General features: G+C 41.2%; 17 protein-coding genes. 10 read left to right on the top strand and 7 right to left on the bottom strand.

Annotated features, from left to right (window positions below; translation table 11 throughout):
• Positions 1 to 56: 56 nt before the first annotated feature.
• Entirely contained in the window at positions 57 to 416 is a 360-nt protein-coding gene (locus AACU33_RS25300; RefSeq protein ID WP_096591765.1) for a hypothetical protein, read from the bottom strand.
• Positions 417 to 1205: 789 nt separating this feature from the next.
• On the opposite strand from AACU33_RS25300, the gene AACU33_RS25295 reads away from it, so the two are divergent.
• From AACU33_RS25295 to AACU33_RS25270, 6 genes are all read left to right on the top strand, one after another.
• Positions 1206 to 2039, top strand: a complete 834-nt coding sequence (locus AACU33_RS25295; RefSeq protein ID WP_096591763.1) for a photosystem II manganese-stabilizing polypeptide — start codon at positions 1206 to 1208, stop codon at positions 2037 to 2039.
• A gap of 1045 nt (positions 2040 to 3084) precedes the next feature.
• Complete coding sequence (locus AACU33_RS25290) at positions 3085 to 3861, top strand: RNA polymerase sigma factor SigF (RefSeq protein ID WP_096595376.1); 777 nt, start codon at positions 3085 to 3087, stop codon at positions 3859 to 3861.
• Between the two features lie 162 nt (positions 3862 to 4023).
• Positions 4024 to 4926, top strand: coding sequence for a hypothetical protein (locus tag AACU33_RS25285; RefSeq protein ID WP_096591760.1), 903 nt, complete (start codon positions 4024 to 4026; stop codon positions 4924 to 4926).
• A 3-nt stretch (positions 4927 to 4929) separates the two neighbouring features.
• On the top strand, positions 4930 to 5175 hold the full coding sequence (locus AACU33_RS25280; RefSeq protein WP_096591757.1) for a hypothetical protein: 246 nt from the start codon (positions 4930 to 4932) through the stop codon (positions 5173 to 5175).
• Positions 5176 to 5547: 372 nt separating this feature from the next.
• A complete protein-coding gene (locus AACU33_RS25275; RefSeq protein WP_096591755.1) occupies positions 5548 to 8367 on the top strand; it encodes a hypothetical protein in 2820 nt (939 codons plus the stop codon).
• Between the two features lie 111 nt (positions 8368 to 8478).
• Positions 8479 to 8619 carry a photosystem I reaction center subunit VIII gene (locus AACU33_RS25270; RefSeq protein ID WP_096591753.1) on the top strand — a complete coding sequence of 47 codons (141 nt, stop codon included), beginning with the start codon at positions 8479 to 8481 and terminating at the stop codon, positions 8617 to 8619.
• Between the two features lie 150 nt (positions 8620 to 8769).
• Here the strand turns inward: AACU33_RS25270 and AACU33_RS25265 are convergent, their stop codons facing one another.
• The 6 genes from AACU33_RS25265 to AACU33_RS25240 all read right to left on the bottom strand — a co-directional run bounded on the left by AACU33_RS25265 (position 8770) and on the right by AACU33_RS25240 (position 11089).
• Positions 8770 to 8889 carry a photosystem II reaction center protein J gene (locus AACU33_RS25265; protein WP_096591750.1) on the bottom strand — a complete coding sequence of 40 codons (120 nt, stop codon included), beginning with the start codon at positions 8887 to 8889 and terminating at the stop codon, positions 8770 to 8772.
• Between the two features lie 71 nt (positions 8890 to 8960).
• On the bottom strand, positions 8961 to 9080 hold the full coding sequence (locus AACU33_RS25260; RefSeq protein WP_071989460.1) for a photosystem II reaction center protein L: 120 nt from the start codon (positions 9078 to 9080) through the stop codon (positions 8961 to 8963).
• A 9-nt stretch (positions 9081 to 9089) separates the two neighbouring features.
• Positions 9090 to 9227, bottom strand: coding sequence for a cytochrome b559 subunit beta (gene psbF, locus AACU33_RS25255; protein WP_015115279.1), 138 nt, complete (start codon positions 9225 to 9227; stop codon positions 9090 to 9092).
• A 9-nt stretch (positions 9228 to 9236) separates the two neighbouring features.
• On the bottom strand, positions 9237 to 9485 hold the full coding sequence (psbE, locus tag AACU33_RS25250; RefSeq protein WP_096591748.1) for a cytochrome b559 subunit alpha: 249 nt from the start codon (positions 9483 to 9485) through the stop codon (positions 9237 to 9239).
• A gap of 119 nt (positions 9486 to 9604) precedes the next feature.
• Positions 9605 to 10627 carry a photosynthesis system II assembly factor Ycf48 gene (locus tag AACU33_RS25245; RefSeq protein ID WP_096591745.1) on the bottom strand — a complete coding sequence of 341 codons (1023 nt, stop codon included), beginning with the start codon at positions 10625 to 10627 and terminating at the stop codon, positions 9605 to 9607.
• 117 nt (positions 10628 to 10744) lie between these two features.
• Positions 10745 to 11089 carry a rubredoxin gene (locus AACU33_RS25240; protein ID WP_096591743.1) on the bottom strand — a complete coding sequence of 115 codons (345 nt, stop codon included), beginning with the start codon at positions 11087 to 11089 and terminating at the stop codon, positions 10745 to 10747.
• 196 nt (positions 11090 to 11285) lie between these two features.
• Between AACU33_RS25240 and ndhC the strand changes: the two genes are divergently transcribed.
• The 4 genes from ndhC to AACU33_RS25220 all read left to right on the top strand — a co-directional run bounded on the left by ndhC (position 11286) and on the right by AACU33_RS25220 (position 14403).
• Positions 11286 to 11648: a photosynthetic/respiratory NAD(P)H-quinone oxidoreductase subunit C gene (ndhC, locus tag AACU33_RS25235; RefSeq protein WP_045872960.1), complete on the top strand. Its 363-nt coding sequence runs from the start codon at positions 11286 to 11288 to the stop codon at positions 11646 to 11648.
• Positions 11639 to 12376, top strand: coding sequence for a photosynthetic/respiratory NAD(P)H-quinone oxidoreductase subunit K (gene ndhK / locus AACU33_RS25230; protein ID WP_096591740.1), 738 nt, complete (start codon positions 11639 to 11641; stop codon positions 12374 to 12376). The genes ndhC and ndhK overlap by 10 nt, the downstream gene beginning before the upstream one ends.
• Positions 12369 to 12896 (top strand): NAD(P)H-quinone oxidoreductase subunit J, encoded by a 528-nt coding sequence (locus AACU33_RS25225; RefSeq protein WP_096591738.1) that lies wholly within the window; start codon positions 12369 to 12371, stop codon positions 12894 to 12896. Before ndhK ends, AACU33_RS25225 begins: the two co-directional genes overlap by 8 nt.
• Positions 12897 to 13116: 220 nt before the next feature.
• The gene (locus tag AACU33_RS25220; RefSeq protein ID WP_096591735.1) at positions 13117 to 14403 is read left to right on the top strand and encodes an ATP-binding protein; all 1287 of its coding nucleotides are present in this window, start codon (positions 13117 to 13119) and stop codon (positions 14401 to 14403) included.
• The last annotated feature ends 2 nt before the right edge of the window (positions 14404 to 14405 follow it).

Genomic DNA, 14405 nt, shown 5'->3' with positions numbered 1-14405 from the left:
TTAGGAAAGTGAGTCGCGAAGAGCGATCGATATCAATCTCAACACTTATTCCTAACTCACCAGCTACAAGAGCGATCGCTTTTAACTCCATCTTCACTACCGGCACTATTTTCCTCAGTAGCATCTTGTATCCATTGTGCTAAAAAGGCTTGTAACTTCATCCGCTCAATATAAGGCCAGCCACCCTCAGACTCAATATCTTTAAGTAGTGAGTAAAGTTTCTGACGGTTATCAGGTAAAGTTTCTTGAAAATATCCATCGCGAATGTCCCGGTGTAACTGCTCTAATTTCCTGAGTAGAGCCAAAAGAGCGATTGAATCTCCTTGAAAGCTCTGTGCTACATCATTTACTGTAGTTGCGATCGTTTCTAATTTAGAAGCTAACTTCTCAGATTCCCAGCTTCTGTCGTTGTTCATGCCAGCTTTTCCGTATTAAAGTAAGGTCTACTCAAATTTACCCAAGATTTTTAGCTTTACTCTCTTCTGAAAGCTTCTATGCCCTTATTTAGGCAGAATATAGCCTGATTTGTATATTCTGCGAAAAAAATTGCGATCGCGCCCAAAACACAGTAGTGAGGTTTAGTAAAGCCTAGACGGGAGCTAAAGGGATCGAGGTATTCTGGGTTAAGAATAGAGTGCTTTGATTTTGAGTTTCAAAAAATCGTATGATCTGGCTGATTTCCTTTTTAAAACAAAGGGCTGTATGTAGTGGGGACACATACATAATACAGAATGTCTGAGGCGATGCCACTTTTGCCATACGCTAGAGGAAAGTACGAAGGGAATCTCGCTCTTCGTTTCCTTTAAGGTAAGGGCTGATGCGGCTCTCTGTTAGGGCACACTCATCTATGCGTCCAGACTCTACCAAATGCTGACAATAGTAAAACTGCTAGTTTTTGCCCTTCGCGGGCCACACATCCAAAGCGGATGCGTGTACTGGCTAGCCTGGGGTTTCAACCCAGACTTAAACAAAGCGACACGTTTAAATACGTTTAGCAAAGATCGGTTTGAGCAGTAGCTACCCTAGCCTGTAGCAAGGCGCTATGCGTATCTACAGGAACGCTAAAGGCTAACGGCAACCCTTTTGGGGAAACTTAAAGGCAAACGCCTTAGATGCCCTAAAACTAGGGCTGCTTCTGATCAGAGATCAAAACTTTGGTGCAGTTTTACAACGTTAGATATTAATTTTTGAAATTGAGGTTGACCATGAGGTATCGCGCTTTAATTGTTGCATTTTTGGCTTTGTGCTTGGGGCTAATAACTGCTTGTAGTGATGGTTCATCTGCTAGCAGTAAAGATATACTTACATACGAACAAATTCGCGGCACTGGCTTGGCTAACAAATGCCCCCAATTGGCAGAAACAAGCCGAGGTTCGATTCCCTTAAATTCTAGCCAGTCCTACACCATTAAAGAACTTTGCTTAGAACCAACTAATTTCTTCGTCAAAGAAGAACCCGCTAATAAACGGCAAGAAGCAGAATTTGTTGCTGGTAAGTTGTTAACCAGGTACACCTCCACAATCGACCAAGTGCAAGGCGATTTGAAAATTAATTCAGATAATAGCCTGACATTTGTGGAAAAAGATGGTCTTGACTTCCAAGCTATCACTGTGCAACTTCCTGGTGGTGAGCGAGTACCTTTCCTCTTCACTATCAAAAACTTAGTTGCTCAAACACAACCTGGTTTAAATAGCGTTAATACTTCCACAGATTTTGAAGGCACATTTAAAGTACCTTCCTATCGTGGTGCGGCTTTCTTAGATCCTAAAGGTCGCGGTGTTGTTACTGGCTATGATAATGCTGTGGCTCTCCCTGCCCAAGCGGATGATGAAGAACTTACCCGCACTAATGTTAAGCGTGCTGAAAGTCTAAGCGGTAAAATTTCGCTACAAATAGCAAAAGTAGATAGTGCTAGTGGTGAAATTGCAGGTACTTTCGAGAGCGAACAGCCATCTGATACCGATTTAGGTGCTGGCGAACCTAAGGAAGTCAAGATTCGTGGTCTGTTCTACGCTCGAGTTGAACCAACTCAGAGCTAACTTCTCTTGAGTACCGCAACTTACGGACACTCATATAGACACAACAATACTGGATGCATTACGCTTGAATGCAAAATATAATTCACATACACCATTTATTGAGAGGTGTATGTGTTTTTTTATCAGTAGAACAAAAGAGGTTCAATCTTTTGTATGAGCTTGTTTAAATATTCTCAAGATTATTATTTCTTCTCGATCGCTAATAAATTTATCTAAGTAAAATCTTATACCTGTTGCCATTCACGTCTCTTTAAATTAAGCAGTAAGACCAATGTGAAAAAAGATGACGATAGATGGGTTTACTCCAAGCCACACCCACAAGGCAATTTTCGATACCACAAATTGACGTTATTTTTCTGAAGATTGTATAAGAATGTAGGATTACTGGCAAGCATAAATTCTAGTTGTGAATCAGGCAATAGGTATTACTTATTTGATTGTATGAAGATAGTTAATACTATTACTAATAGAAATATTATAATTTTGAAATTTAAATTTTGACTGATTGAGTGCCAGCTATAAATTAATAACTATATCTTACTTAAGAGAGTTAGTTTTAAGGCTGTATATGCTAAAAATCACTGAATAAGAGAAGTTAGATCCGTATATATAAGGCAATATATTTATTAATTTTAAAATTTTTATAAACTTGTAGTAACTAATGCCGTATTTTTACTGATTACAAAAACTTTTTATCATTTAGCATTTTTTGTAAAAAGGCAAGTTTTTATTCTAGTATTTCACTCATAAATAATAAAACAAATTAAGTACAATCTCGGTTTCAAATTGAGTAATAAATTTTATATTTTGGCTCTATAGAGTTTTTTGGCTTCAGGTAATACCAAAGCTAAATAACAAACAAAATACTAGTTTCGCTTGTTTAAACTCGGTTCGATTACCAAAATACTATGGTTGTTTTAAGTTAGATTCCATAGGTTTTATTAGGTAATTTAGGGTGATATTTACTGAGATATTGCCCAGATGCACTGTAGTTGACCAACGATTACTTAATGCTTTATTTGCTCTGCTTAATAAACGCGGTGCTATGCCTACCACAGCCACCAATGAACTGAAGCATGAAACTTGGCAGTTATTGCGAGAATATCAGCAATCACGCTCAGAAACCGTTCGCAATCAACTGGTTAAACTTAATTTTGGACTGGTGAGAAGAGAAGCTCACTACTGGATGAATCAATGCCATGAAAACTACGAAGACTTGTTGCAAGTCGGCTGTTTGGGTCTAATCAGGGCTATCGAAAAATTTGAAATTTCTAAAGGATATGCCTTTAGTTCTTTTACTATTCCCTATATTCGTGGTGAAATTCAGCACTACTTGCGAGATAAAGGTGTCACCGTACGCATTCCCCGACGCTACTTAGCATTGCAACAGCAAGCAATAGGAGTTTCGCGTTCTTTACGCGCACAATATAACCGTCAACCTACGGACTCTGAAGTAGCAGCAGCATTAGAAATTTCTCCTGATGAATGGCAAGAAATCAAATTAGCTTGGATTAATCGTGCACCTTTAAGCCTAGATGTACCAATACAAGATGGAGAAGAAGGCGCTACAAGTCTAGGAGAATTAGTTCCAGATCCTCACTACCGGAGTTTTCAATTAGCCCAAGAAGATCAAATTCGCTTACAACAAGCATTGGTACAGTTAGAACAGCGTACCCGTGAAGTTTTGGAATGCGTATTTTTACATGATTTGACACAGAAACAAGTAGCAGACCATTTAGGAATTAGTGTAGTTACGGTTTCTCGTAGGGTCAAGAAAGGGTTAGATTTGTTGAAAAATCTGATGGGTGTAGTTGAAGATTAACCTCTACTACTCCACTCCGCAGTTATGCTGTATTTGCAGTGTTAAAAATAACCATTGCAATACAAAAAATTAGGTTATAAAGGAACAGACTTAGCCTTAAATCCAAATTTTCGGCATGTTAATTTCCCAAACAAATTTTCCTATGGCTTTTGAGAACGGCTAATGGGTAGAAGAAATTTCACAATTGCAGGTGCAGCAATTTTAATTTTAGCGATCGCTGGATGTAGCTCAGAAGAAACACCGCAAGCTAGTACTCCTAGTCCTACTGCGGCTAATCTTCCCCCTACGGCAACACCAGCAAAGTCACCACCAGTTACTCAATCTTTTAAGAATCCAGTAGTTCCTGGTAAACAAGTCTCAAAAGTTGCTGCTGCAACTTACAGTCCGTCATCTAATTTAATTCAACAAACCAATACTACAGAACGGTTAATTTTGGTATCAAAAGGGCGAACTGACCCATTTGCAGAAATTATCGGGCAGACGATTCCTGGAGTTCCTAAAAATACTAATGCCAAACCTGTTCCGCTGTTACCTTCTTTACCAATTGCTAAACCAGCAACGGTGCCCGCAGTAGTAAAAGTACCAGTGCGGAGTGCAGTAAAAGCAGCTAGCTTAATCCCTGCAAAAACCAACATTCACAAAGTTGCAACTGCTCCTCCTAAGTTGACTCCGGTTTTGCCTAAAGTTTTGCCTCCAGTGGTTCCCAGCCCAAATTTAGTCTCTGTATTACCACAACCACCACAACCTGAGTTAGCAAGGTCAGTTCTTGTAACTGGTGTAGTTTTAATTGGTAAACAACTCCAGGCCATTATCAAAGTTCCGAATGAGCCGACAAGTCGCTATGTACAAGCGGGACAGAGGCTGGCAAACGGTCTTTTAATTAAACGTATTGAAATGAATGAAGGCTCCAATCCTATTGTTATTGTGGAACAATATGGTATTGAAGTTGCCAGAATGGTAGGGGATAATCCTGCCAACTCAGCAACACCAACTACAAACCCTGGCGGAAATCCTGTTTCTGGAATAACGCCATCTCAAAATCTTGTTGCTGTCGGAGCTTCATAAAAGATGGAGACAAAGGAGAAAATTGAATTTGTTGGTTTGCCTTTAGCAGTCTATCGAGAGATAGCGGCCCATTTACGTCAAGTTGAGGGGTTAGAGGTAGGCTTGATTCCCCAGTCATCCCAACAGTTTGATTATCATCAAAGTCAAATTGAAGGCTTGTGGATTAGCTGGATATCGAACCCGACATCAGCAGTTCGACAACGCGTTCAGCAAATTTTGGCTTACTACCAAAATCGCTATGGTATCTAACACTTGAGTTAATCCCAAGTAGCATGACTATACTTCCAGGTGAGATATTACGTATTAATACTGGATATCACACTGAAGTTTAGTTAAATTTAAAAACCTTTGATACCTTTGGTTGAGATGTTTTCTACACATCATTCCTCCAACAGCCCCAATTAACACGGGCAGTTGGAGGTATTTTAATAATCGAGTAGCCGTTAAAATTTGTTTTATTTACCTCAATAGCCTTAGTTAAGTAATACTTCAGCCTAATTTTGCTAATTTTGCCATTAAATCATTGTCTAAAATTATGCAATTGTAAATTGCTGAGGTAAACTTGCAAGCAAGTAATGCAAAATATTACTCAGCTGGTCTTCGGTCTGGGCATCACTCACAATGGAACATTGGCAATTTCTGATACAAAGACAGGGCGATCGCGCTTGGCATACCCTGGAATCGCCAAAAGTCGAAATAATAGAAGGTCGGTATAGAGTTTTAGCTCGTTCTAACCGTCCTAATATCGATGTGGAAGTACGGGTAACTCATTCCTCTACCCAAGAGGTACCACCAAAGCGGCGAGTTCAGAAGCGATCGCGCCGCACTAATTCAGAAGGCTTAATGGCGGTAATTCCCTATACCTACTTCAAACCAGGAATTTGGGAGTTGCAATGCTCTGGTGATTTGATGTCTGATATTTTCGGTAAATCTTGGCAATACAATGTCTATCTGCGTGTTTTACCTCAGTATGCAGAGAAAGAGGTAGATACATCGGGAGATGGGAACTATTTAGAATCAGATTCGCCTGATGACACAAATACTATTTCTGATGGTGGTTTAGTCACTTCCTCAATAGAAATCACGCCAGCATTAGAAACCAATATTACTGAGAATCCAGAACTAGCAATTGTAGAGCGCAGTAGCTCAATTACGACTACAGCAGTAGTTGATGCTTTAGAAGAAGAGATTATCGATCTGCCTGTCAGCCCAGTATGGGTTAAAGGTGAAACGGCAGAACAGATTTTACAAAATTTAATAGATTTAGCTTTACCTACTTCTGAACCTCTGTTGGATGAGGAAATGCTGGAAAATCCTGCGATCGCCCCAGCATTACCACCACTATTGCTCAACCTAGATAGGGAAACCTATGTTGCGAAATGGGGACAAGCGCTGATTGTTAATGGGCGAGTGGAACTACAACCAAAAGCGAATGCCGATTTAGAAGTTGAGATACCTTACTTAGAAGGTCTTTATTCTCTAGAATTAAGAATCGATCTGCGATCGCCTCTAGAATCAGACATTTTGAACCAGGTAAGGCAACCCCTAGCAAATGAAGTGCTACCTTTTACGATCGGTGCCACAATTGAGATTCCTGCTAATTGTGAATCTAAGTTAATTTTGGCAGAGATTAGTTTGTATGGAGCGATCGCTGATGGGGGGGAAGTAGCGCTCTTAGCTAGCCAAGCTTTCACAATTACAGCAGATGTCAGCGAATTACTGGCAATCAAAGCCGCAGTCACATCAATTGCCGCAGAAAAGGTAGATAACCAGAATACAAAAATAGCTTCAGATACACCTCCAGCATCTGGGTCATCGGGTGGTCTCGATTTATCACTATTAAATTTCGTCAAAGCCGTTCAACCAGATCAGTCTCTGCTTCTGAGTGCATCGGAAAATAAATTCTTACCGCCAGAGATTAAACCGCGATCGCGCAAAAAATCATTAGAAAGTCATCGGGCGCTGGACTTGCCGAATATGCCACCTCTGCCACCAGTGAAGCCAGCTGCTGCTACAGCGCTTTTGCTAGAATCTTCCAAACTAGAGCCTGCTACAACAGAACTGGCTACACAGGAAGAGAGTGTAGAGAAGGTTGATACTTTAGCCGCCATCGACATGGATCAACTTGTGATCAAAAATCGGCGAGTATCGATGATTAGCAGCACATTTCCCTACTTAAAACCGTTAACGGAGTTGCCAAGCGATCGCCAAGCAATAAACAGCGATGTTGTAGATGCATGTGAATTTCATCCTCCAGAAAGCTCAAAGGTGGTGGATGTCAATTTAGGTGGTAGTGACAATGCAACTGAATTGCCAATTGACTATCAACAATATGAGGATGAGTCTGCTGCTGAAGTAACTATCTCTCAGCGTTCAAAATTAATAGATGCTTTTGTTGCAGAAGTAGCTACCCCGCCAAGACCGGAATTAATAGATGAGTTTGCTACACCAACAGCTACTCCACCTAGACCAGAATTAATTGATGAGCCTGTTGCATCAAAAGCTACTTCGCCCAGTCCGGAATTAATTGATGAGCCTGTTGCATCAAAAGCTACTTCGCCCAGTCCGGAATTAATTAATGAGCCTGTTACACCAACAACTTCTCCACCTCCGCCAAAATTAATAGTAGAAGGAAACCCATACTCATCGCCCCTGATTACAAAATGGTTGCAGAATCAAGGATTCAATTTACCTGAACCCATCCATGTGCAAGAGCAGGATGACGATAGCGAGGTTGTAGAGCCTCAGACAGTTGCAAATCAGCAGACTCCTAATGCTGAATTTGAGATGGAGATACCGACAGATTGGTTAGCCATCGCCCAAGAGGAGTTAGAGACAGCAGAGAATCTATCCAAAGAATATTCCACCCCATCACTTCCAGAACCGCCACCCCCGCCGCCTCCGCGTTATCCGAAAATCCCACTACCTAGGTTGACAGAAGAAATTGTTGTAGATGATATCTATATTGAACCTGAGGTAGAAGTACCGGAAAGCATTCCTGTAGAAGAGGAAGTACCAGAAGTGCCACTGGTTGCAGAACCATCGCCTTTACTGCGTTTGAGTGCAGCGATTGTTGAGCCTTTGCCAACTCCACAACTATTTGTACCAGAAGGCGAACTAATTGCAGGTACATCTGTGAGGGTACGTGTGGAACTGCCTCAGGTATCCTCAGAAGTGGTCATCAAGCTATGGATTGAAGATTGTCAAACACGCTGGTTGATGGATGGCCCGCATTTGCTGAAAGATTTGCGGTCTAATTCATCGGGAGACTTAGAAATGACGACGCAATTACATATTCCTTTTGGCTGCTTAGAAATGCGAGTAGAGGCGATCGCACTCAATCCTCAAACCCAACAAGAAAGTCACAAAGTTACGATTACGCGCACTGTAGTTCCTCCAGATTTGCCCACTTTGCAGCTAGATGAACTCTTAGGTATTTAAACATCCCTAACAACTGCTGCTGTGTTAAAAATCTTTAGAATTTAAAAAATGAGGCAGAATTTGCAGTAAGCTCATCTTGAATTGTAGTGTGATTTAACAGGAATATTTTCTATGGCAACTGAATTATTTCCTTCCATCTTGGCTAGTACTTCCTACTTGCCTGCTCTCTTCGTTCCTATCATTGGTTGGGGTGTACCGATCGCAGTATTTGCGTTTTTGTTTCTATACATTGAACGCGAAGATATTGCCTAATTTGGTAATTAGTCATTTAACTAATAACTGATGACTAATTAATAATTAATACCGCCTATCTCAGTGAGACAGGCGGTTTTTTAATAATGTTGATTTCTAAACGAGTGCTAGATAATCTACACTACTTATGCTATTCGGCTCTAGCTATTCTTAAATTGAAGAACCGAGTCCGGCATAGGCTCCGTAAAAGAAAATGCCTAAAACAGTAATTACGCCTAATCCTGCGATCGTAGCGACGACCCACAGAGGAATTCTCCCACTTCCAGACACAGTTTTTCTCCTCCCTTAACAACAAATCAACACAAGTTCAATAAACAAATGATTAACAAAAGTCGTTCCAGTTAGTTAAAGAAGTAACTGGAAAATAGGATACCCAGAACAAAAATCAGTAGTAAACCCAGGTACAGGGAAGTCCGGTTTAGTTCAACGGGCTGATTATTGGGATTGGGCGTTCTTTCCATGAGTTGCTCCTAGCGTTGAATAAACTGCATTGCGGCGATCGCGCCCAAGAAGAAGACGGTTGGCACACCTAAGGTGTGAACTGCCAGCCATCTAACTGTAAAAATTGGATAGGTAACTGGTTGATTGATGTTGTTGCCGCTAGTCATGATTTCAAACTACTTTCCGATATAAGTTTCTACTTGCTTTTTCGCTTCAAAACGGTTATTCACAATGGGTACTTCTTGACGCACTTCGGTGAAATACTCATTGGGGCGGGGTGTACCAAAAACATCATAAGCCAGTCCGGTGCTGACGAATAACCAACCAGCAATAAATAATGCTGGGATGGTGATGCTGTGAATTACCCAGTAACGAACGCTGGTAATAATGTCCGAAAACGGACGTTCTCCAGTGGTACCTGACATTTAACTTCCTACCTTCACAAAGACTGTTATTGAGTTTATTATCCTACAAAGTTTAGAAAGAGTTACAACTTGCAACGTCCTTCTCAGAAATCTGGATAATTACAGAGACTAGTGTTGCCTTAAGCTGGCTCTGACTGGGGAGTTTTGGCAACATTGGGGTTATATTTCAGGAGTATGCCGCGATCGCCAATGATAAATCCTTGGTCGGGCTGGAAAAATACAATTTTGTAAAAGTTAGCAGCGACTGTTTCTACATCCCGGTCTTTTTCCCAATTTTTACCACCATCTGCACTGTGCAGTAAATTACCGCTACCGCCACCTACCCAAATATCATCAGGCGTGCGATAGGCTAAATCCAGTAAACCCCAGCTGGTAGATAATTCGGGATTTTGTGCTTCTTGCCACTCTTCAGGTTTGCTTGGGTCGCTAAATTGCACCTGACCCCCCCGTGCGAGCATCCACATTTGCCCATTGTCAGCAAAACCCATGTTCTCTACGCGACGGGAACTATTACGGTTATGGGGAACCCAAGCATTTTGTCCTGGTTCCCAAGTGGAGTAGAAGCTACCTTTAGCGGAAACAGCAACATACTTCCCATCGGGCGATCTTTCTAAGTTACGTACCACGCCAACTGCTGCTTCGACTTGGGCTTTCCAGTTTTTACCGCCATCTTTGGTTTGATAGATTGCTCCTACATCAGTAGCCATCTCCGCTGCATCTGGCCCTAACGCACTGATACTGATGGGATTACCAGGTAGTTTTTCACTTAGAGGAATGCGCGACCAAGAACGACCTTCATCAGTAGTATGCAGTAGCAAACCAGGCTCTCCAGCAATCCACCCTTCTTTACCAGCAAAACTAATAGCATCAAAGCGATACCTAGCGTCATCCAGTGCTAGGTTTAAGGGTTTCCAAGTATCACCACCGTCATTGGTTTCTAAAATGGTGGCATTGCTACCGACTATGTAGCCATGCTGAGGATTTTCTGTAAAAGCAATATCAAACAGCTTTGCTTCTGTGGGGACAGAAATAACTGCCCAGGGGTTATAGCTGGTAGAGGGGACTTTGCTACAACCTATACACATCAGGACAACTATCAATACGGCAAATATTCGTTGCCAACTTTTCAAAATTGCGTGCATCAGTATTTTTTATTTCTTAGTTGTTTCTAAATTTGTGTACGGGTTTGGGAAAAAGATTTACCAACCTCAAAATAGAGTGGTGGCTGCTAAATACCGAGACTGGGCAACAAATAGTATCTATTGTAACCCGTAGAGACTGAGAAAAAATAAGAAAGCAAGTGCCAAAGCGCCGAAAATCAGGAGGTTTTTTTGGGTTGGTGTCAAGGTGTTGACACCTAAGCCGTAACCAAGATTTTCTCGAAAGCCCGATGCTTGGCCTGCTGGGCCGATGTTAGTGAAAGCTTGCTTCTTTGCACTACACACTGGACAGCGCCAATTTAAGGGCAGTTCTGCGAAAGATCTTCCAGGGGGAATATCATATTTGTCATCTCCCTTCTCAGGTTCATAAATGTAACCGCAGGAGCGACACTCGTAGCGGTCTAACACTTGAGTCTCAACAGCTGGTTCGCTTTGTTCGCTCATCGCTTAGGCCTCGCAGAGGGGCAAATATTAAATATACGTTACAAATTATGACATAACTGTTAGACTTTTCTATCACAACTAAAAACGAATCAAATACCTTCAGTGCATCTGTTTCCCAGATTTCAGAAAAGCCTAAAAGATATAATGTAAAAGAAAGTTACAGCGTTATTTACACCATAAGCGGTAGATATCCATTGTGTTTGTTCTCAGCGGTTACGAGTACCTTCTAGGCTTTCTCATTATCTGTAGCCTAGTGCCTGCCCTGGCGCTCTCAGCGTCCAAGCTCCTACGACCCAGCGGCAAAAGTGCGGAACGGCGCACCACATACGAATCCGGGATGGAACCCATTGGCGGAGCCTGGATTCAGTTCAACATTCGCTACTATATGTTTGCGCTGGTCTTTGTCGTCTTTGATGTGGAGACTGTGTTTTTGTATCCTTGGGCGGTAGCTTTCCACCGTCTAGGGCTATTGGCATTCATTGAAGCGCTAATTTTTATTGCAATTCTTGTAATCGCCTTAGTTTACGCATGGCGTAAAGGAGCTTTGGAATGGTCTTGAATTCTAATTTAACAACCCAGGACAAAGAACGCATCATCAACCCGATTGAGCGTCCCACTGTCACTCAAGACCTTTCAGAAAACGTAATTCTGACTACGGTTGATGACCTTTACAACTGGGCGCGACTTTCTAGCTTGTGGCCGTTGCTATTTGGTACGGCTTGTTGCTTTATTGAGTTTGCAGCTTTAATTGGCTCTCGGTTTGACTTTGACCGCTTTGGGCTAATTCCCCGTTCCAGCCCCCGCCAAGCTGATTTAATTATTACGGCTGGGACAATCACCATGAAGATGGCACCTCAACTCGTGCGTCTTTACGAACAAATGCCTGAGCCTAAGTATGTGATTGCGATGGGAGCTTGTACAATTACAGGCGGGATGTTCAGCGTTGATTCTCCCACTGCTGTGCGGGGAGTGGATAAACTCATTCCTGTAGATGTGTACTTGCCTGGTTGTCCGCCGCGTCCAGAAGCGATTATTGACGCAATTATTAAGCTGCGGAAGAAGATAGCCAATGATTCCATCCAAGAACGGGATCAAATTAAGCAAACTCACCGCTATTACAGCACTACTCACAACTTGAAGCCTGTAGCGGAAATTTTGACTGGTAAGTATATGCAGTCAGATACTCGCTTTACACCACCAAAGGAATTGGCGGAAGCGATTGGTTTACCAGTTCCACCTGCTTTATTGACATCCCAGAAACAAAAGGAGGAAACAAACCGTGGCTGATGAAGAATCTAAGCCAGTACCAGCAGCCGAGGAGTCACTGGTAAAAGCCGGGAAAGTTTCCCAGTGGTTGACTGAAAATGGCTTTGACCATAAGGTTTTAGCACCCGATGTCAATGGGGTAGAGATAATTAAGGTAGAGCCAGATTTCTTACTCCCTACCGCCACAGCTTTGTATGCTTACGGGTTTAATTATCTCCAGTTTCAAGGCGGTGTTGACCTGGGGCCGGGAGAAAACTTGGTGAGTGTTTATCACTTAATTAAAGTTGGTGATAATAGCGATCGCCCTGAAGAAATCCGATTGAAAGTGTTCTTACCACGGGAAAATCCCAGAGTACCTTCAGTTTACTGGATTTGGAAAACCGCAGACTGGCAAGAACGCGAGTCTTACGATATGTTCGGCATTGTCTATGAAGGACACCCTAATCTGAAGCGGATTTTGATGCCAGAAGATTGGGTAGGTTGGCCTTTGCGGAAGGATTACATCTCGCCTGATTTCTACGAGTTGCAAGACGCTTATTAGACAGTGGTGAGTGCTGAGTTTCAGCAGTGAGAATTGTGATATCTCATCCCTAACCCCTCTCCGACGGCGGAGGGGGGTATTGTTTTTTGGAGTTAGCATAGAAGGGGATGATATTTGCTTGTTACGCAGAAATATCTAGAGATAGGACAAAGATTTTTGAGTAATGGCTAGGTAGGCATTAATATAAATAGGCAGTAAAAATATTTTTTTGTAAAAGCCAATGTCTAGCGAATTACAAGCATCATTTAAACAAGCATATAACAATCTTGAATTGTTTCCACTAGTGGAAAAGAAGGAAACAGATAATTTTAGAGTTGATTATGGTAATGATTCTATAGAAAAGTTAATTCAATACATTGAATACAGCCCTAATGGTGATGCGAAGATTGTATTTACTGGACATCGGGGATGCGGTAAATCGTCTTTATTAGCTGAGTTAAGTAGACAAATTGAAGATAATTATTTTGTAGTTTTATTTTCTATTGCTGACAGTATTGAAATGTCGGCTGTTAATCATATTAATATTTTGTTTGCGATCGCTCTTAATTTAATGTCTGAGGCGGAAGCACGTAAAGTACAAATTCCTAAAACTACCAAAGATAAACTCTATGGATGGTTTACAGATCGCACTCGAACTACAGAGGTAGAGTTAGGAGGTGGGATTGAAGTTGGTTTTGATTTGCTCAAATTTTTGAAAACTCAATTAAAAGCTGATGCGAAAGTTAGAGAGGAAATTAAACAGGAATTTGAACGGAAAATATCGGAGTTAGTTGAACGCATTAATGAAATTGCAGCGTTGATTCAATTTACCACTAAAAAAGAAACTATAGTCATCATTGATGACTTAGATAAACTAGACTTGGCAACAGTTCAGGAAATTTATAAAAACAATATTAAATCCCTATTTCAACCTAATATTCGCATTATTTATACTGTCCCTATTGCAGTAATGTGTAACACTTATATTTGGGATATTATTAAGGCAGAAAGCAAAAACTTAATTGAGGTAATGCCTGTTATCAAAATTTTTCATAAGGGTGATAATCGCTTACCTGATGCCCAACCTCGGAGTGAAGCCATAAATATTTTATGTGAAATATTAGAAAAACGAATTTCTCGTGACTTAATAGACAAGTCAGCCGCAGAAAAGATTGTCATTTACAGTGGTGGAGTGCTGCGGGAGTTGATTCGTTTAGCTAATGTATGCTGTCTTATATGTTTGCGACTTATTAAACAGAAACCTGGAGAAAGAATAGCGATTAATGACCAAGTTATAGAACAAGCAATTAAGGAAATTCGTAATGAACTTTCTCTGCGTTTAGGAAAAGAAGAGTTTAAAATTTTGAAAACTACTTATGAAAATTTCGAGCCTGATGACGTAAAGCAGCAAGAGTTTTTAGAATTACTGCATGGATTGTATATTTTAGAATATCGTGATGATTACACTTGGTATGATGTTCACCCCATTCTTATAGAAACCTTGAGACGTAGGGGGTTGATTAATTAATT

Origin of the sequence: Calothrix sp. NIES-2098, assembly GCF_963875125.1 — a bacterium.
Taxonomy (GTDB): domain Bacteria; phylum Cyanobacteriota; class Cyanobacteriia; order Cyanobacteriales; family Nostocaceae; genus Aulosira.
The sequence above is the reverse complement of the archived record's forward strand: the minus strand, read 5'-3'. Positions and strand labels throughout refer to the sequence as shown.

Excerpts from the sequence above, each read along its gene's own strand:
- AACU33_RS25300 (WP_096591765.1), bottom strand. The coding sequence starts at position 416 with ATGAACAACGACAGAAGCTGGGAATCTGAGAAGTTAGCTTCTAAATTA.
- AACU33_RS25295 (WP_096591763.1), top strand. The coding sequence starts at position 1,206 with ATGAGGTATCGCGCTTTAATTGTTGCATTTTTGGCTTTGTGCTTGGGG.
- AACU33_RS25290 (WP_096595376.1), top strand. The coding sequence starts at position 3,085 with ATGCCTACCACAGCCACCAATGAACTGAAGCATGAAACTTGGCAGTTA.
- AACU33_RS25285 (WP_096591760.1), top strand. The coding sequence starts at position 4,024 with ATGGGTAGAAGAAATTTCACAATTGCAGGTGCAGCAATTTTAATTTTA.
- AACU33_RS25280 (WP_096591757.1), top strand. The coding sequence starts at position 4,930 with ATGGAGACAAAGGAGAAAATTGAATTTGTTGGTTTGCCTTTAGCAGTC.
- AACU33_RS25275 (WP_096591755.1), top strand. The coding sequence starts at position 5,548 with ATGGAACATTGGCAATTTCTGATACAAAGACAGGGCGATCGCGCTTGG.
- AACU33_RS25270 (WP_096591753.1), top strand. The coding sequence starts at position 8,479 with ATGGCAACTGAATTATTTCCTTCCATCTTGGCTAGTACTTCCTACTTG.
- AACU33_RS25260 (WP_071989460.1), bottom strand. The coding sequence starts at position 9,080 with ATGGAAAGAACGCCCAATCCCAATAATCAGCCCGTTGAACTAAACCGG.
- psbF (WP_015115279.1), bottom strand. The coding sequence starts at position 9,227 with ATGACTAGCGGCAACAACATCAATCAACCAGTTACCTATCCAATTTTT.
- psbE (WP_096591748.1), bottom strand. The coding sequence starts at position 9,485 with ATGTCAGGTACCACTGGAGAACGTCCGTTTTCGGACATTATTACCAGC.
- AACU33_RS25245 (WP_096591745.1), bottom strand. The coding sequence starts at position 10,627 with ATGCACGCAATTTTGAAAAGTTGGCAACGAATATTTGCCGTATTGATA.
- AACU33_RS25240 (WP_096591743.1), bottom strand. The coding sequence starts at position 11,089 with ATGAGCGAACAAAGCGAACCAGCTGTTGAGACTCAAGTGTTAGACCGC.
- ndhK (WP_096591740.1), top strand. The coding sequence starts at position 11,639 with ATGGTCTTGAATTCTAATTTAACAACCCAGGACAAAGAACGCATCATC.
- AACU33_RS25220 (WP_096591735.1), top strand. The coding sequence starts at position 13,117 with ATGTCTAGCGAATTACAAGCATCATTTAAACAAGCATATAACAATCTT.